This is a genomic window from Halorientalis sp. LT38 (genome assembly GCF_037031225.1).
GTDB classification, from domain to species: Archaea; Halobacteriota; Halobacteria; order Halobacteriales; family Haloarculaceae; genus Halorientalis; species Halorientalis halophila.
Genome location: NZ_JAYEZN010000001.1, coordinates 3,037,687 through 3,054,348 on the forward strand (window position 1 = coordinate 3,037,687; position 16,662 = coordinate 3,054,348).

The 16,662-nt window shown below is 66.8% G+C and carries 21 protein-coding genes and 1 pseudogene; 6 read left to right on the forward strand and 16 right to left on the reverse strand.

Annotated features, from left to right (window positions below; translation table 11 throughout):
- Window positions 1–262 precede the first annotated feature (262 nt).
- The 8 genes from U5918_RS15665 to U5918_RS15700 all read right to left on the reverse strand — a co-directional run bounded on the left by U5918_RS15665 (window position 263) and on the right by U5918_RS15700 (window position 5,453).
- The gene (locus U5918_RS15665) at window positions 263–529 is read right to left on the reverse strand and encodes a DUF7314 family protein (protein ID WP_336002531.1); all 267 of its coding nucleotides are present in this window, start codon (window positions 527–529) and stop codon (window positions 263–265) included.
- A complete protein-coding gene (locus U5918_RS15670) occupies window positions 522–905 on the reverse strand; it encodes a DUF7315 family membrane protein (RefSeq protein WP_336002533.1) in 384 nt (127 codons plus the stop codon). Before U5918_RS15670 ends, U5918_RS15665 begins: the two co-directional genes overlap by 8 nt.
- A gap of 46 nt (window positions 906–951) precedes the next feature.
- Entirely contained in the window at window positions 952–1,764 is an 813-nt protein-coding gene (locus tag U5918_RS15675; protein WP_336002535.1) for a cytochrome b family protein, read from the reverse strand.
- 4 nt (window positions 1,765–1,768) lie between these two features.
- Window positions 1,769–2,572, reverse strand: a complete 804-nt coding sequence (locus U5918_RS15680; protein WP_336002537.1) for a cytochrome b — start codon at window positions 2,570–2,572, stop codon at window positions 1,769–1,771.
- Between the two features lie 2 nt (window positions 2,573–2,574).
- Window positions 2,575–3,450 carry a ubiquinol-cytochrome c reductase iron-sulfur subunit gene (locus tag U5918_RS15685; protein ID WP_336002538.1) on the reverse strand — a complete coding sequence of 292 codons (876 nt, stop codon included), beginning with the start codon at window positions 3,448–3,450 and terminating at the stop codon, window positions 2,575–2,577.
- 2 nt (window positions 3,451–3,452) lie between these two features.
- Window positions 3,453–3,842, reverse strand: coding sequence for a DUF7318 family protein (locus U5918_RS15690; protein WP_336002539.1), 390 nt, complete (start codon window positions 3,840–3,842; stop codon window positions 3,453–3,455).
- Window positions 3,842–4,492 carry a halocyanin domain-containing protein gene (locus U5918_RS15695; RefSeq protein WP_336002541.1) on the reverse strand — a complete coding sequence of 217 codons (651 nt, stop codon included), beginning with the start codon at window positions 4,490–4,492 and terminating at the stop codon, window positions 3,842–3,844. Before U5918_RS15695 ends, U5918_RS15690 begins: the two co-directional genes overlap by 1 nt.
- A gap of 70 nt (window positions 4,493–4,562) precedes the next feature.
- Window positions 4,563–5,453, reverse strand: a complete 891-nt coding sequence (locus U5918_RS15700) for a DUF7319 domain-containing protein (protein ID WP_336002543.1) — start codon at window positions 5,451–5,453, stop codon at window positions 4,563–4,565.
- 94 nt (window positions 5,454–5,547) lie between these two features.
- On the opposite strand from U5918_RS15700, the gene U5918_RS15705 reads away from it, so the two are divergent.
- Window positions 5,548–6,033: a DUF7321 family protein gene (locus U5918_RS15705; protein ID WP_336002544.1), complete on the forward strand. Its 486-nt coding sequence runs from the start codon at window positions 5,548–5,550 to the stop codon at window positions 6,031–6,033.
- Window positions 6,034–6,627: 594 nt separating this feature from the next.
- On the opposite strand, the gene nth is transcribed toward U5918_RS15705, so the two are convergent.
- Together nth and U5918_RS15715 are read right to left on the reverse strand one after the other, a co-directional pair.
- Window positions 6,628–7,311, reverse strand: coding sequence for an endonuclease III (nth, locus tag U5918_RS15710; protein ID WP_336002545.1), 684 nt, complete (start codon window positions 7,309–7,311; stop codon window positions 6,628–6,630).
- A gap of 197 nt (window positions 7,312–7,508) precedes the next feature.
- A complete protein-coding gene (locus U5918_RS15715) occupies window positions 7,509–8,651 on the reverse strand; it encodes an acyl-CoA dehydrogenase family protein (protein ID WP_336002546.1) in 1,143 nt (380 codons plus the stop codon).
- 116 nt (window positions 8,652–8,767) lie between these two features.
- Between U5918_RS15715 and U5918_RS15720 the strand changes: the two genes are divergently transcribed.
- From U5918_RS15720 to U5918_RS15730, 3 genes and pseudogenes are all read left to right on the forward strand, one after another.
- On the forward strand, window positions 8,768–9,565 hold the full coding sequence (locus U5918_RS15720; protein ID WP_336002548.1) for an RIO1 family regulatory kinase/ATPase domain-containing protein: 798 nt from the start codon (window positions 8,768–8,770) through the stop codon (window positions 9,563–9,565).
- A 136-nt stretch (window positions 9,566–9,701) separates the two neighbouring features.
- On the forward strand, window positions 9,702–10,019 hold the full coding sequence (locus tag U5918_RS15725) for a hypothetical protein (RefSeq protein WP_336002549.1): 318 nt from the start codon (window positions 9,702–9,704) through the stop codon (window positions 10,017–10,019).
- A 102-nt stretch (window positions 10,020–10,121) separates the two neighbouring features.
- A pseudogene (locus U5918_RS15730) lies at window positions 10,122–10,451 on the forward strand (aldehyde dehydrogenase family protein); the annotation flags it as partial.
- A 247-nt stretch (window positions 10,452–10,698) separates the two neighbouring features.
- Here the strand turns inward: U5918_RS15730 and U5918_RS15735 are convergent.
- The 4 genes from U5918_RS15735 to U5918_RS15750 are packed head-to-tail and all read right to left on the reverse strand — an operon-like array spanning window position 10,699 to window position 12,452.
- On the reverse strand, window positions 10,699–11,514 hold the full coding sequence (locus tag U5918_RS15735; RefSeq protein ID WP_336002551.1) for a nitrilase-related carbon-nitrogen hydrolase: 816 nt from the start codon (window positions 11,512–11,514) through the stop codon (window positions 10,699–10,701).
- A complete protein-coding gene (locus tag U5918_RS15740) occupies window positions 11,511–11,939 on the reverse strand; it encodes a CoxG family protein (protein ID WP_336002552.1) in 429 nt (142 codons plus the stop codon). The genes U5918_RS15735 and U5918_RS15740 overlap by 4 nt, the downstream gene beginning before the upstream one ends.
- Window positions 11,940–11,988: 49 nt before the next feature.
- Complete coding sequence (locus U5918_RS15745) at window positions 11,989–12,213, reverse strand: DUF7123 family protein (protein WP_336002554.1); 225 nt, start codon at window positions 12,211–12,213, stop codon at window positions 11,989–11,991.
- 53 nt (window positions 12,214–12,266) lie between these two features.
- Window positions 12,267–12,452: a DUF7525 family protein gene (locus tag U5918_RS15750; RefSeq protein WP_336002556.1), complete on the reverse strand. Its 186-nt coding sequence runs from the start codon at window positions 12,450–12,452 to the stop codon at window positions 12,267–12,269.
- Between the two features lie 114 nt (window positions 12,453–12,566).
- On the opposite strand from U5918_RS15750, the gene U5918_RS15755 reads away from it, so the two are divergent.
- On the forward strand, window positions 12,567–13,808 hold the full coding sequence (locus U5918_RS15755) for an LEA/WHy family protein (protein ID WP_336002557.1): 1,242 nt from the start codon (window positions 12,567–12,569) through the stop codon (window positions 13,806–13,808).
- A gap of 126 nt (window positions 13,809–13,934) precedes the next feature.
- A complete protein-coding gene (locus U5918_RS15760; protein ID WP_418771372.1) occupies window positions 13,935–14,363 on the forward strand; it encodes a DUF7528 family protein in 429 nt (142 codons plus the stop codon).
- A 43-nt stretch (window positions 14,364–14,406) separates the two neighbouring features.
- Here U5918_RS15760 and U5918_RS15765 read toward each other — a convergent pair whose 3' ends face one another.
- Both U5918_RS15765 and U5918_RS15770 read right to left on the reverse strand, forming a co-directional pair.
- Window positions 14,407–15,441: a phosphate uptake regulator PhoU gene (locus U5918_RS15765; RefSeq protein ID WP_336002559.1), complete on the reverse strand. Its 1,035-nt coding sequence runs from the start codon at window positions 15,439–15,441 to the stop codon at window positions 14,407–14,409.
- A gap of 103 nt (window positions 15,442–15,544) precedes the next feature.
- Window positions 15,545–16,612, reverse strand: a complete 1,068-nt coding sequence (locus U5918_RS15770; RefSeq protein WP_336002560.1) for an ATP-NAD kinase family protein — start codon at window positions 16,610–16,612, stop codon at window positions 15,545–15,547.
- Window positions 16,613–16,662 lie beyond the last annotated feature (50 nt).

A 16,662-nucleotide genomic window follows, 5' to 3' on the forward strand; every position in this document is an offset into this window, starting at 1 on the left:
CAACACCGTCGTCGACACAGCGTGTCCGTTACCACGCGTGACAATCGCCGGAGCGCATCCATCGCGACAGCCTATCCACCGCCACAACGTGTCCGTCGCCACGGTGTGAACTAACCGGCCGGCTACCGCCAGCGCTCCACGTCTGCTGCACGGACGGCTCTCCGGGGGGTGGGCTCACACAGTCTCGACGCGTGGCTGTTAGGAGACGAGACGCACGGAGAAACGCGTGTCGCGGTTCCGCCAGTCGACAGTTCCGCCCGCTTCAGCTCTTCCGGTCGGCCCAGGCCTCCCGGCCCTGTTCGACCAGCGGGATGACGACCCAGAAGGTCAGCGCACCGAGGATCGCGAACCAGAACAGCATGTCCTTCAAGAGTAGTGCGATGCTCCCGTAGGCGCCCGGATCCGTCGGCGGCGGCCCGATCAACTGCCCCGACTCGAAGCTGGAGGTGGTGTACCAGCCGGCGAGCACCATCCAGGCCAGCCCCGCGGTCGTGAAGATCCCGAGGCCCTTGGCGAATTCGTCAGCCATTATCCGTGTGTTCGTCGGTGTCGTCTTTAGACTTTCCCATTCCCGCCGCCTGGAACCGCGTCGAGAACGCGTACGCCGCCGCTCCGACGAGGATCAGACCGATGGCGAGCAGTGCGGCGACCGGCCGGATCTCCGACAGCGAGGCCGTCGCTCGGTTGGTCGCCGAGTCCAGCAACACGAACCCCCCGACCACCGTAATGATGGCGAACAGCGTCGTAAAGACCGTGACCGCCTTGTACACCCGCATCGGCACCTCGACGCCGCGGGCGTCGTCGGACTCGTCGGCAGAACTGCCGTCGCTCGCCGGGTCGTCGCCGGCCTCGTCGCTGGCGTCGTCGTCGGGCGAAACTGACCGGTCGCGGTCGTCTGGTGTCATTGGGACGGGAAACAGAAGCGGGCGTTCGAGACGGCCGTCGCGCCGGTCACTTCGGCGGTCGCAGCCGGTAGTAGCGACGGTTGAGGGTGAACATGTACCCCTCGCGCATCGACTTGAGGATCGCGTAGCTGATGAACCCTGCCACGAACGGCAGGAGGAACGTCAGGTCGAACAGCAGGTGCGAGTCCATCGGTGCCAGGTTCTTCACCGACAGCGTGGCGATGGTGAACGCGAAGACGACGCCGAACACGCCGACCGACGCCCAGAAGGGCTGTTCGACCGGGCGCCGGGCGGCCCCCTTGTTCAGGAAGGGGACGATGGTGATCGCGCCGACGACGACCAGGTTCGCCAGGACGCCGTACGTGCGGTCCGCCATCAGCTTCTGGCCCCCCAGAAGCGCCAGCTCGGGGTTGAGCGGGCCGAGTTTGAGCAGGCCGAACGACCAGTAGAGATACCAGTCGGGCAGGATGACCGCGGGCGTACTCGAGGAGTCCGCCGGCGGCAGCATCTCCGGGGGCAGCGTCGCCGAGAGGAACACGATCATGCCGACGAAGAAACTCGTCAGCGCGAGGTTCCGGATCATCTCGTGGGGCCAGGCCGGGAAGCCCAGCACGTCACGTTCGACGTAACTCGACTCCTGGCGCAGGTCCTGGTCCTCGCGGCGCGCCCGCTCGAAGTACTCGTAGGTCAGCCGGGAGAGCCCCTGCGTGCGCTCTTTGCGCTCGCTCCACGTGGGGGTCTCGTCGTCCGGCGGGACGATTCCCGTTCCGCCGTCAGACCGTAGGTCTGACGAGGTCCCGCTCTCTTCGTTCACGGGACCGCCGTCCGTTTCCGTCTCCGGAGTGTCGTTGTCGCTCATTGTATTAGTGTGGTTCCGCGATGCCCTGCATCCAGACGATGCCGATGTGGACGGCGATCAGCGCCGTCACGATGAACGGCAGGAAGAACACGTGCAGGATGTACATCCGTTGCAACGTGGCCTGCGTCAGCGTGAAGCCGCCGAACAACAGCTGCGCCGTCCACTCACCGGCCAGCGGGATCGACAGCGCCATCTCGACGCCGATCTGGCCCGCCCAGTAGCTCAGCTGGTTCCAGGGGAGCAGGTAGCCGCTGTACCCGAAGACCATCGTCAGCGAGATCAGCACGATGCCGATGATCCAGTTGAGCTCGCGGGGCTCCTTGTACGCGCCCGTGAAGTACACCCGCAGCATGTGCAGGAACACCGCCGCGGTCATCACCTGGGCGCTCCAGCGGTGGATCGACCGGAGCATGTACCCGAAGTTCAGCTCCGTCATGATGCTCGTCACCGACTGGTAGGCGACCGTCGGGTCTCCCGTCGCGCCTGCGGCCGCGGGGGCGTAGTAGAACCCAAGCAGGGCGCCCGACACCGCCGCGACCAGATACGCGAGCGTCGAGAACGACCCGAGCGCGTACAGCGGATACCAGTACCAGAACTTGTTGTCGAGCCCGTACTGCTCGGTGTGGCTCTTGGGCATCTGCATGTTGACCTTGTAGTAGAGGTCCTCGAGCAGCTCCAGGTAGTCGACCAGCCGGAGCCGCTTGTCGAGCCACATCAACAGCGTCAGGTACTGCTCTTCGAGCGCCGTGAGCTCGCGCTCTTCCATCCAGCCTTTGTGATCGTGTTCGTCTTTTTTCTCGAGACTCATCGTTATTCACCCGGGCGCGGAAGCGCCACGAACGACTTGCTGACGGGACTGAACGGGTCGTAGACGGACTGGTGACACTGGCAGTAGACCGCGTTCTCCGCGTTGAACTTCGCGCTGCCCTCGTAGGTCTTGAATCCGGGCACGCAGCAAAAGTGCGTGCACTTGTTCAGCCAGGCCATGAAGTCCTGCTCGGTGGCGGCCCCGATGAAGTCCTGCACTTCGCCCGGGAGGTCGCTGTACCGCCCTTCACCGTTGGCCATCTTCGAGACCTCGGGACTGCGCATCACCTGGACGGGGATGGTCTGCACGTCGCCCTCGGAACGCCATTTGGCCTTCGCGGGCTTGCCCAGCCCGCTCTGGCCGATGCCGTTGCCCCACTCCTGGTAGTCCGCGAAGTCCTCGACGAACAGCTTCTCGTCGCCCTCCTTGTTCTCGGACTGCCAGGTGAGTTCGGAGCCCGACACGGAGCGGAAGAAGTTGTCCTGATCGGCCTCGGGGGCCAGCCCTTCCGCGGTCTGGATCCCGCAGTACTGGAACCAGGCCGCCGAGTACGTCGTCCCGCCGATGTTCGTCTCGGCGATGGTGACCTCCCGACCCTGGACGGTCTCGGTCTTCACCTCGGGCCAGCGGCCCATCAGGGCCCCTTCGTCGTCGATGGTCAGGGGAACCAGCGGCATCCCACGGGGGGCCGGACCGTCAGTGTTCTCGATACCGATGAACTGCGTGATACCACCGCCGACGCCCGACGGTGAAGTCGCCGTGTCCAGGGCGACCGCTCCGCCGACGCCGACGCTGGACAGCGCAGCACTGCCGACGACGCCTTTCACGAAGCGTCGCCGGCCCGTCTCGCTCGGATATTTGTCTTCGTCAAGTGGCATTGTTATCGCTTGTAGTAGGGATAGACCGCCCGTTTGAACCCTTCCCAGGGACTCTGCTCCGAGAACGACTGCCCGTCGACCTGATCCTCACGGACGTAGAGGTCCTCCCACTTGCGACGGCGCTTCTTGACGATCATCACGTCGGGGAGGAACTCCTTGCGGTACAACATGAGGATGAAGGCCAGGTCGATGAAGATGACCGCGAGGATACCCCCGAGGTACATGTTCCCGAGTTCCGACAGGCCCCAGCCCGAGATCAGGCCGTAGGTGAACAGACCCACGAAGATCACTTCGACGACCGTCAACAGGACGATCGCCAGCGCGGCCGCCGTGCTCTCACGCGGGGGCTCGTAGCGGTGGATGTCACCGTAACTGCTGCCTTCCGAGGACATCAGTCGTTCCCTCCTTTGGCGTTCGGCGATTCACCGTACTTCAGCAGGAAGAAGGTGAACACGAGCGACACGATGACCATCAGGATGGTCGCCAGTCCGACGTAGTGGGCCTGGAACGGGACGCCCATCTCGTGGGGGTCCACCTCGCCGCCGCCGGCCTCGACCTGCACGGTCGGGTAATCGTCGCCGACGACGATGGCACCCTTCATGCCGGAGCTCTCGTGGGGAACACAGTGATAGTTGAAGACCCCGCTCTCCTCGAAGGTGTACTCGAACGTGATGCCGGCGCCGCTCTCCGCGGAGCCCGAACTGAACACCTCGTCGTTGCTGTTGACGTTGTGGGCGCCGCCTTCGCCCGTCCACTCCCAGACGACGGTCGTTCCGGTGTCGACGTGGACCGCCGGCGGGCTGAAACCGAAGCCCTGGCTCCCGGTCCCGACCTCGACGGTCACCTCGCTGTTGCCCGTCTGGTCGGCCGGTTGGCCGCCCTCGTATCCGTTCGCGTCGTCCAGATAACCGCCGAAGTCCGGCCGGGTGCCGCCGCCACCGCCATCTTCGGAGGACGCGGCGGCGGTGCCTGCGCCAGCAGACACGGCGGCGGTCGTACCGGCAGCCCCGCCGGCCGTCCGGATAAAGTCCCGCCTGTTCATATACACCACAGACTCAGAACTGGCTTTGTATAAACCCACCGAATACGGGCCCGTGCGTGCGGTTGAACAGTCAGGACACCGGGTCGGATTCCCGGTTCTCTTCGCCCCGTTCGTCGGTCCTCGAGAGCGATCCCAGCCCCGCCGCAGACTCCCCCGGAAGCCGGTCCGAATCGGTCACCCACTCCTCGTCCTCGACGGGGAGGAAGTCCGGCCGCTCTCCCTCCTCCATCCCGATCGCGCGGAGTCGGTTGCGGTACTCCTCGGCCCGGAACCGATCCGAGAGCCGCGCGTTCGCGACGGTGAAAAACAGGACGAGGCCGATGGTCACGAACGCGAGGCCGGCGATGATCGCGACGATGTTCAGGCCCGCGACCACCCAGGCCCCGAGCAGTCCGATGCCGGCGAGGATCTGCATCCCGCCGACGATCTGGAGCATCAGGTTCCCGAGTTCGCCGCTCCCCTCCGGGACGTCCGTCGGCCGGGGCAACACGTCGCCCTCGGGCATCTCCGGGACGTCGTACTCCTCCATCGAACACAGCGCGACGACCGGTTTGACGTCCCTGAGGACGGTACCGAACCCCTCGACGCTGCCGTCCGGCTCGACCATGGCGTACCCCTCGTCCGAGTACGCGACGACCCGTCCGTCCCTGAGTCGCTCTACCCGCGCGAACACGTCCCGGACCACTACCCTATTTTTCAGATCGGACTCGACCCTGTCGAGCAGTTCCTGACCGGTGATCCAGGTGTCCGGATCGAACGCGACCTCCCATTCGTCTCCGCTCATCTCGGCCATCTGGTCTGGGCCGAAGTTATCGAAGTCGTACCGTTCCTCGACCTCCTGTCGGAGCTGTTCGGTCGATACCGTCTCGGCGTCCGCGGGCGCCTCGTCCGCCGGCGCGTCCGTTTCCTCGTCGGCCGGGTCGTCCACGTCGCCGGAAGACGTCGACTCTGGGTCGGCCATTTGCTCGGGATACGGGTGGCGACCGTATACGCTTTCCGACCCGCGTGCCACGGGTTTCGGCACGTTTTACCGACCGCCTTCCCTACGGCCGGCAATGATCGCCCTGTCGGAGATGCAGCTGGCGACGATCGTGGCCGTCGCGGTCACCTGCAGTTTCCCCTGCTTTCTGTACGGGGCCTGGATCATGATCGACGCCGAGCAGGTCACCTGGGGCGTGTTGACCTACCACCTCAAGTTCATCGGGACCGGGCTGGCGCTGACGACCGTTCCCATGCTCCTCTGGATGTTCCCGCGCCTGTTCGCCCAGCTGGGCGGCGCCGCCGCGCTGCACGCCTTCCTCGGCCTGCAGGCCTACGCCATGCTCGCCTTCGGCTTTACGGGTATCGTCCGGATCTTCCGGGCGAAGTGGGAACACGACCTCTACCACGACTACGACGAGGACGTCCTGCTCGACGAGATCGGGTCCGAGCGGATGCAGTTCTGGCGGCGACGGCTCCGCATCGGCGTCTTCGGCTACACGTTCTTCTGGATCCTCGCCTACGTCGTCGGCATGGCGCGATACGTCATCAAGTACTTCTGAAAGAATGGACAGGGGAGAGAGGGTGATGCCACGGAGAGAGATGGCAGGCGATATCGTCCGACAGCGGGTGCGATGGGACTGCGAAGCGGGCGACCGTTCGGGGGGGTGCTGGCAACTGTCGACCGCCCGCGAGACGGCAGATGTGGGTGGGTAGGGGGAGAGTATCACGTCGAAGACGACGTGTCGTCGCGTGGCGACTGGCCGACGCGGGTCACACTGCACGACTGCTCCTCACTGACGCCGTCCGTTGCCCGAGAGAGCGGCGTCCCGGCGTCGCGTCGGCCTCGACTCGTCTCCGTAGGGTCTACCTATCGACCCTACGATTCAGTAGGGGCTCGATAGACGTATAACCGTTTTTTCGGGGTGCTACGGGTTGGGAGCCACCTCTTCGAGTCTCGATACCGCTTGCTGAATCTTGGTTGCGGACTCGTCGCGCGTCGGTGGAGCGTTCGTCGCGGGTTCGACGCCTTGGCATCGCCCGCGACGCCGGGGCGTAGGCAGTGCTAAACTCGGGAGCGCCTCGTCGACGTGTGTATCGGTAGCTACCGCCAGACGGCGACTTCTGGCCGTGAGCGGCGGTAAGTACCGCCTAGCCTACCACGACTCGCCGCTGGCGAGGTCGACGTCGCCGTCCAGTTTCGAGGACGGGCAGATGTCTTCGAGCACGCAGTCGTCGCAGTCGGGGTTCCGCGCGGTGCAGGTCGCCCGGCCGTGGCTGATCAGCAGGTGGGTGTACTGCTGCCACTCCGACTCGGGGACCAGCGGCATGAGGTCCTGCTCGATCGCCTCGGGCCGTTCCTCCTCGGTGATGCCCAGCCGACGGGAGAGCCGCTGGACGTGCGTGTCGACGACGATCCCCTCGACTACCTCGTGGCCGTGCTGGAGGACGACGTTCGCCGTCTTCCGGCCGACCCCCTGCAGGTCGGTCAGTTCCGACATCGTGTCGGGCACCTCCCCGTCGTGTTCCTCGACGATGGTCCGGCAGGCGCTCGTGATGTAGCCGGCCTTGTTGTTGTAGTAGGTGATCGAGTTCAGGTCCTCGGCGAGTTCCGCTTCGTCGACCTCGGCGTAGTCCTCGGGCGACTGGTACTTCTCGAAGAGGTGCTCGGTCTCCGTGTTGACCCGTTCGTCCGTGCACTGAGCCGAGAGGATGACCGCGATCAGCAGTTCGAGGCGGTTCGAGAAGTTCAGTGAGATGGTCGAGTCGGGGTACTCCTCGTGGAGTCGGTCGACGACCTCCGCGGTCTGTTCCTCGCGCGAGGAAAGCGGCGTGCCCATACCTGCCCGAGTGACTCCGGGGAACTTTGCGTTTCCGTCTCGATATGATGGGCGAACAGGTGACACGCGGCGACGAACTCGCGGAGCGCTGTGTCGCACTCCCGCAGGGCGCTCCGCGGCGACGATCAGATCACGGGCCGGGGTGGTCCCGTCCCGGTAGATAAGGGTTCGCCGCGTGGACGGTCGAGGTCCGGTACCTAGAGCCCCAGTTCGTCGCCGAGGATCGCGTGCTGGATCTCGCTGGTGCCCTCGCCGATCTCCATGAGTTTCGCGTCGCGGTAGAACCGCTGGGGGGCGAAGTCCTCGGTGTAGCCGTAGCCGCCCAGCACCTGGACGGCGTCCTCGGCCACTTCGCGGGCGATCTCGCTGGCGTCGAGTTTCGCCAGCGAGGAGAGACGCGTCGCGTCCCCGCCCGCGTCGTAGGTCGTCGCGGCCTTGTGGGTCAACAGGCGCGCGCGTTCGACCTTGCGGTCCATCGAAACCAGTTTGTCTCGGATCGCGTCGAACTCGCAGATGGGCTGGCCGAACTGCTCGCGCTCTTTCGCGTACTCCCTGGCGGCATCGAAGGCGCCCTGGGCCAGACCGACAGACAGCGCGGCGATGGAGATGCGCCCGCCGTCGAGGGTCTTCATGGTCTGGGTCCAGCCCTCGCCCTCGCCGCCCAGGAGGCGGTCCTCGAGGATCCGACAGTCCTCGAACCGGATCTCGCAGGTCGGGGAGGCGTTCAGCCCCATCTTGTCCCAGACGTTCGAGACCTCGAACCCGTCGTCGGCCTCCGGATCGACGACGAACGTCGAGATGCCGTCGTACCCCGCCGACGGGTCGGTGACGGCCTTGACGAGGATCGAGTCGGCCACGCTGGCGTTGGTGATGAACTGCTTGGTGCCGTTCAGGACGTAGCCGTCGCCGTCCGCCTCGGCCGTCGTCGACATGTTGCTGGCGTCGCTCCCGGACTCGGGTTCGGTCAGCGCCCAGGCGCCGATTCCATCGCCCTCGGCGAGCGGGCGGAGCCACCGTTCCTTCTGTTCCTCGCTGCCGAAGGCCTCGATCGGTTTGGACCCGAGGGAGGTGTGGGCGACGAAGGAGAGGCCGATGCTGCCCGAGACGCGGCCGAGTTCCTCGGCGACCAGGGCGTACATGAGGTAGTCGCCCCCGAGACCGCCGTACTCCTCGGCGACGGGGACGCCCATCACGTCCAGGTCCGCGAGGTCGGCGAAGATCTCGGCGGGGAAGCGGTGCTCGTCCTCGACGTCCTGCGCGATCGGCTCGATCTCCTGGTCGCAGAACTCGCGGACCGTCTCCCGGATCATCCGGTGTTCCGCTGGGAGCTCGAAGTCCATGCCACTGCATGGCGGGGCCGCGACAAAAGCTCTCGGCCCCGACACCGGTCCCACGCGCCGTCCCGGGCGCCCGTCGGGCCGAAAGGCTATACTCGTGGCGAGTTTCCCTCTACGGGATGGCAATCCGCCGACTGCTCCGTGGGCAACTCTCCGACGAGGCGGTCGAGTCCGTGGTCGAGGCGGTCGCGGAGCGGTACGACCTGCCGGCCGACCGGGTCACCTTCCTCGAGGCCGACAACTGGCTGTCGACCCCGCTGGTCGTCGACGAACAGTTCTTCGTGAAGGTCGTCACCGAGCGGCACACGCTCCTACACGGGCTCCTGACGGCGGGACGCAACCTCGGCGCCTTCTCCAGTGGGTCCGAGGGGTTCTTCGAGCACTTCGACTCCCCGGTGGAGATGGCCGAGCACGAACTGGCCGCGACCGAGCGGATGCGTGACCTCGGCCTCTCCGCGCCGGAGCCGATCGAGGCGTTCGAGGTCGACGGCTTCGGGGTCCTCGTCCTCGAGTACCTGCCAGACTTCCAGAGTCTGGACCAGCTCGACCCCGAGACGGTCGGGACCCACGCGCCGGCGCTGTTCGCGGCGCTCGCGACGATGCACGAGAACGGGCTGGTCCACGGCGACCTCCGCGCGGAGAACGTCCTGGTCGCGAACGACGAGCTGTACTTCATCGACGCGACGAACGTGCGCGGGGACGGACTCGCGGACGGGCGCGCCTACGACCTCGCCTGTGCGCTCGGGGCGCTGGCGCCACACGTCGGGGCGCGGGCGGCGGTCGAGGCGGCACTGACCGCCTACTCCGCCGAGGAGTTGCTGGAAGCCAGAGACTTCCTCGACTTCGTCAACATCCGGCCGGACCACAGCTTCGACGCCGCGGCCGTAAAAGGGGAGATCGAGAAGGAGGCGACCTGACGGGTCATCGAAACCGTTTCGTCCAGTTCGACGGGCTTTCGAGACGGTAAGCGGCGAATAGCAAACACCCTGGAATTAGAACCGCCCGCTGCCGATGACCCGAATTACACGCCGACGACTACTCGGTGCGACAGCTATGGCAGTCGCCGCGACCGCGGGGTGTGCCGGTCCCGAGGACGGCGGGAACGAGACGAGCCCCGGCGGCGCCGGTGCCGGAGAACCGGGCGGGACGCCCACAGACGGGGGCATGGACACACCTGCGGGTGGGGGCATGGAGTCCCCCGACGAGGGGATGGAGACACCGACAGACGGCGGCATGGAGACGCCGACAGACGGCGGCATGGAGACGCCGACAGAGGAGGGGATGATGACGCCGACAGAAGAGACTCCTGCCGGCGGCGGGATGGGTACCCCAGGCAACGAGACGACCACCGACGGCGGCATGGGGAACTAGACCACGACCACCGACGACGGCCTCCCCTGATCTCGGACCCGCCGGACGGACCACCAGGGGATGGGTGTTTATCCCTGCCGACGCAATTCTTTCCGGGTAATTATGAGCCAGCGAGCCACGGGTCCGGCGGGCCACTACGTGGACGGCGAGTGGATCGGCGACGGCGAGACATTCGAGAGCGAGGACCCGGCGACGGGCGAGTCCCTCGGGGAGTTCCGACGCGGCGCTCCGGCCGACGTAGAACGGGCAGTCAGCGCCGCCGAGGCGGCGTTCCCCGCGTGGAGCGATCGTTCCTACATCGACCGCGCGGTGCACCTCTGGGAGGTGTTCCACCAGTTCCGGGAACGTCACGACGAACTGGGCGAGATCGTCACTCGCGAGTGCGGCACGGAGAGCAGCGAAGGGCGAGCCGACGTGACCGAGGCCTGGCACAGGGGCTCTCGGCGGACGTCAGGACTGACCAGGAGTAGTTCGAAGTCGACGCCGGCCGGCCGGCGTCCCGGCCGGGTCGACCGTGCCGACGGGACGAGCCGGCGGTCGCCTGTCGACGCCGCCGGACGGACCGAGCCGCGGTGGCCGAGCAGCGAGGCGGGCGCGTTTTTGTGTGCCGGTCAGACGTGAAAAGCGCCGTCCCGGCACGGTTTCGTACGGCACCCTCGGGGATAAATATTCGGCTCTCTCACCCGTGTCGCCGATCCGAAAGCGCCGGGAACTCCGCCCGGACCGCGTCGACCTTCCCGGGGTCGAGGTCGGCGGTCACCAGCGCCGGGTCGTCGTCGGAACTCGCCAGGACCGTGCCCCAGGGATCGTAGACGGTCGAGCGCCCGAGCAGGCTCGCGTCCTCGAACGCCCCGCTCCCGTTGATCGTCGCCACGTACGTCAGGTTCTCGACGGCGCGTGCGCGGGGCAGCAGTTCCCAGTGCTCGACGCGGGGGTAGGGCCACGCGCTCGGAACCAGGACGAGCGTCGCACCGTCGTCCACGAGGTCGCGGTACAGTTCCGGAAACCGGAGGTCGTAGCAGGTCGTGATCCCGACCGAGAACCCCTCGAAGTCGACGACTGGCACTCGACCGCCTGGTACCAGCAGGTCGCTCTCGGCGGATTCGTAGCCGAACAGGTGGTGTTTCCGGTAGACCGCGCGGCGCTCTCCGTCCCGGTCGAAGAAGACGGCGGTGTTGGCCAGTCCCTCCGGACTCGGGACGGACAGGTCGGTCTGGGCGGCCGTGGCTTCGAGGTCCTCGACGATTGTCCCGGCGAGGACGCCGACGCCGTGCTCCCGTGCCGCTGCCGCGAGGCGCTGGTGTGTCTCGCCCCCCACCGGTTCGGCCTCGCGGGCGTAGAGGTCGAACGAGAAGAAGCCGACGGTGAAGAGTTCGGGGAGGGCGACGAGGTCGGCGCCCGCGTCGGCGGCCCGTTCGACGGCCGCGACGGCGCGGTCGACGTTGTCGGTGACCTCGCCGGCTTCGATCTCGAGCTGGGCCAGCGCGACCCTCACGCTTCGAGCCCCAGGTCCTCGCGGATGGCCGCCTCGATGTTCTTCAGTTGCTGGTCCATGTTGCGCTTGAAGAAGCGCTCGACGCCGGGGAGCTTCCCGTCGACGGTGAAGCGGTTGATCACTCTGGTGCCCCCGTCGAACTCCTCGAGGCGGTGCTCGCCGACGACGCGCATCACCTTCGAGCGGCCGACGAACTCGACGTACTCGGGCGGCTCGAAGGAGATCTCCTCGGTCTCGACGGCGATCCGCTTGTTCACGACCGGGATGGGCAACTCGACGTACCACGTCGCGGTGCGCTCACCGGTCTTCTCGAAGTCGTCGACGACGCTGATCGGACGGGCCCGCTTCTCCGGGTCGGCGATGAACGACCACACGGCTTCCCGTTCGGCAGGCAACTCGAACGTTCGCTCGACCCGGACGGTCATACACCGGCTTCGGGCTGCCAGTCAAAAAAGGGGTCGACTTCCTCGGCGCTCAACTTCGGGTGACGCGCCAGGTCGTCGAGCGGGCGCGGCCCCACTTCTCGATGTCGACGTCGTCGGACTTCTCGGCCAGCCGCGGGAGGCGCGCGCCGACCTGCTTGGCCGAGAGGCCGATGCTCTCGGCGATATTTCGGGCCCGGACGTAGGCTTCGTCCCCACCGACCTGGTCGCGGAGGTGCTCCAGGATACGCTGTTCCTCTTCGCTGAAATCGGCCATACACTGAATACGCCGTCGAGACCTTTAAGCTCTCGTTTTGCCGAAACGGTCGCCTACCAGAAGACGTGGATCGCGGCGATCGAGAGCGACCCGAAGACGATCGCCAGGGCGAAGCCCCACCCGGCCAGCAGCTGCTGGGCCGCCGCGACGTACATCACCACGGCGCCGAGGACGCCGAGCGCGCCGAAGAGCAGTCCGAGGCCGATCGCCTTGTCCGACTCCAGTCCGGTTGCTGTCATTGGTCGTGGTTCCCCCACCGCGCACTTAGTTCGTTCGAAGCCCGCGAACCCGCGAGCGCACCACCAGACGCCGGGCCAGAAGACATATCCGATCCCTGGTACTGCAGTCCGCTGATGAACACCGAACGGGTTCGTGGGGCGCTACTGGGGAGCAAGACGCGCGTCGCCGGCACGGTCACCGGCGGACTGGCCCTCGCGGTCGCGGCCGCCTTTCTGCTCGGTGTGATCGGCGCGCCCGGCGTCGCCGCCGTCGAGAATCGTTTCGCCGGCGTGAACGACGAGACGACGACCGTCGAGACGGACATGGTCGTCTCCAACCCCAACCCCGTCGGGGTCTCGCTGGGGGACACGTCGGTCAACTACACCGTCTTCATGAACGACGTGGCGATGGCCAGCGGGGACAAGGAGGGGCTCACAGTTGGAACGGGCAACTCCACGCTGGAGTTCAGCACGCAGATGCGTAACGACCGGATCCCGCCGTGGTGGCACTCCCACGTGGAAAACGGCGAGCGGACGGAGGTGCGGATCGACGCCCGCGTCCGGTCGGGGCTGCTCGGTGGCCGCGAGATCCGGGTGCCCCAGCGCCGGACCATCGAGACGAACATGATCGGCCAGTTCAACTCCACGGAGACGCGGCCGATCGAGGCCGGTCGGTCCTTCCCCTCGGATCCGATCCTGATCGTCAACGAGACCAGTGGTGTCTGGGACCGGGAAGACCTGACCCGCGAGCGGACGCCCATTCGCCTCACCTTCGACACGTACAACCCCAAGGAGTGGCCCTACGCGATCTCGGAGATCGGGTACACGATCACGATGAACGGCGTCCAGGTCGGCGAGGGCAGCAGCGAGGACGTCGCGACGATCCTGCCCAGGAGCAGCCAGACCCTCGAGACCACCGTCGCCATCCGGAACCAGAACCTCGACGAGTGGTGGGTCACCCATCTGGAAAACGATCAGGTCACCGACCTGGAGATCGAGTTCTACGCGGTCGTCGATCCGAGCGAGGAGGCCGGCGGCGTCTCCGGCGGCCTGGGCAGCACGCTCGAACAGACCGGCGAGTTCCGCGTTCCGCTCGAACCGCTGGACTACCGGACGACGATCGAGACGGACATCTTCGGCACCAAGAACGCGACCGCGGACGGTGAGGGGTCCGCTGGGGACGCGCAGGACGACGACGGGAACGGGACGGCAGACGAGGACACCACTGGGACGACTGAGGACGGTACCGCAGAGACGACCGCGGACGACAGTGCCGGGACGACCGAGGACGATACCACGGCGACGACCGACGACGGGACCACCCCGACCGCGACCACGACCGAGGAGAGCGACGGCGGTGGCGGCCTCCTCGGTTGACTTAAAGGCCCCTGTCAACCCGTCACCAGCGCTTTAGTATCCCGTCTGGAAGGTGTGGCCACATGACACGGAGTGCTGACGCTCCTGGTCGCGTTCTTCGAGGGTAACGAGGATCGCGGCACCGGGGTGGGTGTCACGGCAGTGGGGGATCGGATCCGGGTGGACGTCGGGGGAGAGACCGTCGCGTTGACCCGCGAACAGGCGACCGAACTCAGGGGGGCGATCGACGACGCGCTGACCGAGCGGCGGGAGTTCCTGCACACCGCAGGGGAGTACCGCGACGACGGCGCGTACGTGGTCTCGCGCCGGAGTGCCGACTCGGCCGGCAACAGCAAGGTGTTCGACAGCTTCGATCAGGTGCGCCGGCTCTACGAGCGGCTTCCGAGCGAGTTCACGGCCGACGCGGTCAGTCGGACGGGCATCACCGGTTCGCGCCGGCACATGCTCGTGCGCCACTACGCGGAACATCCGGCCTTCGACTGCGCCATCGCGCGCAGGAGTCCGCTGACGGTCAGCAAACGGACCGGCGACGGCGACGAAGCGACCGCGGACTGAGAATCAAGACCGCGCTCTCTCGGTCCCGACCGGCGCTATCGCCTCACTGGATCTCGGTGTGGACCGACTCCTCGTTGAGCGCCAGGTTCGTCGCGATCTCGGCGTTCCGGACGGCGTACTGGGCGGTCTGCTGGAGACTGACCAGCACTTCCCGCACCCGGAGCAGCTCTTCGTTGTCCATCTCCGGCAGGTCGCTCAGGATCTCCTGTTCCCGGTTGCCGATCTCGGCGTACAGTTCGCGGACGGCGATGGCCTTGTCGTAGTCGCGCTCGACGGCGGCGGCGACGGCCATCTCGGTGATCTCGTTGACCTGGTCGGTGAACTCCCGGATGCGCCGCATAGTCGAGGACTCGACGTTGAGGGTGTGGCCCTCCGTCTCGAGGACGATCTCGGCGATGTCCTCGGCGTTGTCGGCGGTCAGTTCGAGGTTCTTCGCGATCGACCGGTAGCCGATCAGGGGGAAGCCGGTGTCCAGACCCACCGCTCGCGCGAGGTTGGGGTTCTGGTAGGCCGTGAAGATCAGGCGCAGGAGCAGGACGAAGATCTTGTTGGCCTGGCGTTCCCGGTTGAGCGCCCGCTGGGCGAGGTCGGGGTTGCCGTGGGCCAGCGCCTTGACGGCCTCGTTCCGCATCGTCGAGCCGGTCGATTCGAGTCGCTCCAGGAGGTTGTCCAGCGTGAAGTCCTCCGGGTCGACCGAACATCGGATGGCGATGCGCTCGGGGGTCTCCTCGATGACGCCCAGGCCCATCAACTGTGTCTCGGCGTTGTAGACGGCGTTTATGTGCTCGCTCTTGAGGGTACCGTCCTCGCCGGCCTCGACGTGGATGATCCGGCGGCCGAGGACGTACTGGGCGACGATGGCCCGTTCGACCGAGGCCGCGTCGAGGTCCTCGGTGTAGATGATCGCCTCGGACTCTTCGGTCTGGACGGACTCGGGCATCACGGTGAGCGTTCCCTTGCCGCCGATGCGCAGGGAGACCTCGTCGCCCTTCTCGACGTCGTGTTCGGACGCCCACTCGGCGGGCAACGTCATCGCGAGGGTGGACGGACCGAGCCGCTGAACTTTCCGCGTTTCCATACGTCCTTCGTCACACTCCGGCGACCTTAATCTTGTCTATACACCACTTAATACGTCGCCGAATGTAATACCTCTTGAACGATCAGGCAGAAATACCGCGTTCCTAAACCACACGCATCAGCCGCCGCTCGTAACTGCCGACCCTGACCTGGAGCCAGCCCCGTAGCTCCTCGTCCAGTTCGGGATCGCCGGTATCGACCCGGAGCTGGCCGATGTCGTCCAGTTTGGGTTTCGAGGCGACCACCTCGATCTCACAGCGCCGGAGCACCGCCGGCGAGAGTTGCTGGTTCCCGCGGCCGAACACGAACCCCTGGCCGCCGATGGGCGAGACGACCACGACGTTCTCCTCGCCGAGCGCGTCGAGGATCTCGGACTCGCTGCCGTCTTCGACCAGCAGTTCGCCGTCGCGCCAGACGTCCACGCCCAGGGGCGACCCCTCGAACCCGAGTTCGGACTTGATCGCCCCGACGGTGCTGCCCGGACCGAGGACGTAGGTAACGCCGTCGCGGACTTCGCGGGCGAATCCCGACGCCAGGCTCTCGACGGTGCCCCCGCCGAGTTGCTTGCTCGCCTGGCGCTGTTCCGCCGCCGGCACACTCACGACCGCGCGCAGTTCGGTGTGGACCTCGCCCTCGCGGTAGTCGTCCTCGTCGATGTCGTTGACCTCCGCGCGCTCCGTGTCCTCGAAGGTCGCGGCGATCTGCCCGGCGGCCCGCGGCGTCACCCCGAACACCGAGGAGTACACCTTGACTCCGGCCGGGACGCCCAGCATCGGCGTGTCGGCCTCCCGGACCTCGATCCGCTCGGCGACGTCCACGGCGGTCCCGTCGCCGCCGACGAAGAGGACCAGATCGACGTCGCGGTCGAGGAAGGCGTCGACGGCGGCCCGCGTGTCGGCGGCCGAGGTCTCCGTCCCCTCGGGTTCGCCCACGACGGTCGGCTCGAAGCCCGCCTCGCGTGCCTCGGCCGCGCCCATCGGATCGGTGTAGGTGAGGAGCTCGGTGTCGGGTGCGAGTTCGTGGATCCGGTCCAGGGCGGCGCGAGCGCGGCCGGGTGCGCGCGGCTCTGCGCCGCGGGCGCGCGCCTCGTCGACTTTCCCGTCCGTCCCCTTCAGTCCGACGCGTCCGCCCATCCCGGCGATGGGGTTGACGACGACCCCGATCGTTCCCATTGTGCTGGGCTACCCCCGGGAGGGTCAAAAGGGGTGCGGCGTGGGCCGCT

What these genes read in the sequence shown, in the direction of transcription:
- U5918_RS15665 (WP_336002531.1), bottom strand. Translation starts at nt 529, where the DNA reads ATGGCTGACGAATTCGCCAAGGGCCTCGGGATCTTCACGACCGCGGGG.
- U5918_RS15670 (WP_336002533.1), bottom strand. Translation starts at nt 905, where the DNA reads ATGACACCAGACGACCGCGACCGGTCAGTTTCGCCCGACGACGACGCC.
- U5918_RS15675 (WP_336002535.1), bottom strand. Translation starts at nt 1,764, where the DNA reads ATGAGCGACAACGACACTCCGGAGACGGAAACGGACGGCGGTCCCGTG.
- U5918_RS15680 (WP_336002537.1), bottom strand. Translation starts at nt 2,572, where the DNA reads ATGAGTCTCGAGAAAAAAGACGAACACGATCACAAAGGCTGGATGGAA.
- U5918_RS15685 (WP_336002538.1), bottom strand. Translation starts at nt 3,450, where the DNA reads ATGCCACTTGACGAAGACAAATATCCGAGCGAGACGGGCCGGCGACGC.
- U5918_RS15690 (WP_336002539.1), bottom strand. Translation starts at nt 3,842, where the DNA reads ATGTCCTCGGAAGGCAGCAGTTACGGTGACATCCACCGCTACGAGCCC.
- U5918_RS15695 (WP_336002541.1), bottom strand. Translation starts at nt 4,492, where the DNA reads ATGAACAGGCGGGACTTTATCCGGACGGCCGGCGGGGCTGCCGGTACG.
- U5918_RS15700 (WP_336002543.1), bottom strand. Translation starts at nt 5,453, where the DNA reads ATGGCCGACCCAGAGTCGACGTCTTCCGGCGACGTGGACGACCCGGCC.
- U5918_RS15705 (WP_336002544.1), top strand. Translation starts at nt 5,548, where the DNA reads ATGATCGCCCTGTCGGAGATGCAGCTGGCGACGATCGTGGCCGTCGCG.
- nth (WP_336002545.1), bottom strand. Translation starts at nt 7,311, where the DNA reads ATGGGCACGCCGCTTTCCTCGCGCGAGGAACAGACCGCGGAGGTCGTC.
- U5918_RS15715 (WP_336002546.1), bottom strand. Translation starts at nt 8,651, where the DNA reads ATGGACTTCGAGCTCCCAGCGGAACACCGGATGATCCGGGAGACGGTC.
- U5918_RS15720 (WP_336002548.1), top strand. Translation starts at nt 8,768, where the DNA reads ATGGCAATCCGCCGACTGCTCCGTGGGCAACTCTCCGACGAGGCGGTC.
- U5918_RS15725 (WP_336002549.1), top strand. Translation starts at nt 9,702, where the DNA reads ATGGCAGTCGCCGCGACCGCGGGGTGTGCCGGTCCCGAGGACGGCGGG.
- U5918_RS15740 (WP_336002552.1), bottom strand. Translation starts at nt 11,939, where the DNA reads ATGACCGTCCGGGTCGAGCGAACGTTCGAGTTGCCTGCCGAACGGGAA.
- U5918_RS15745 (WP_336002554.1), bottom strand. Translation starts at nt 12,213, where the DNA reads ATGGCCGATTTCAGCGAAGAGGAACAGCGTATCCTGGAGCACCTCCGC.
- U5918_RS15750 (WP_336002556.1), bottom strand. Translation starts at nt 12,452, where the DNA reads ATGACAGCAACCGGACTGGAGTCGGACAAGGCGATCGGCCTCGGACTG.
- U5918_RS15755 (WP_336002557.1), top strand. Translation starts at nt 12,567, where the DNA reads ATGAACACCGAACGGGTTCGTGGGGCGCTACTGGGGAGCAAGACGCGC.
- U5918_RS15765 (WP_336002559.1), bottom strand. Translation starts at nt 15,441, where the DNA reads ATGGAAACGCGGAAAGTTCAGCGGCTCGGTCCGTCCACCCTCGCGATG.
- U5918_RS15770 (WP_336002560.1), bottom strand. Translation starts at nt 16,612, where the DNA reads ATGGGAACGATCGGGGTCGTCGTCAACCCCATCGCCGGGATGGGCGGA.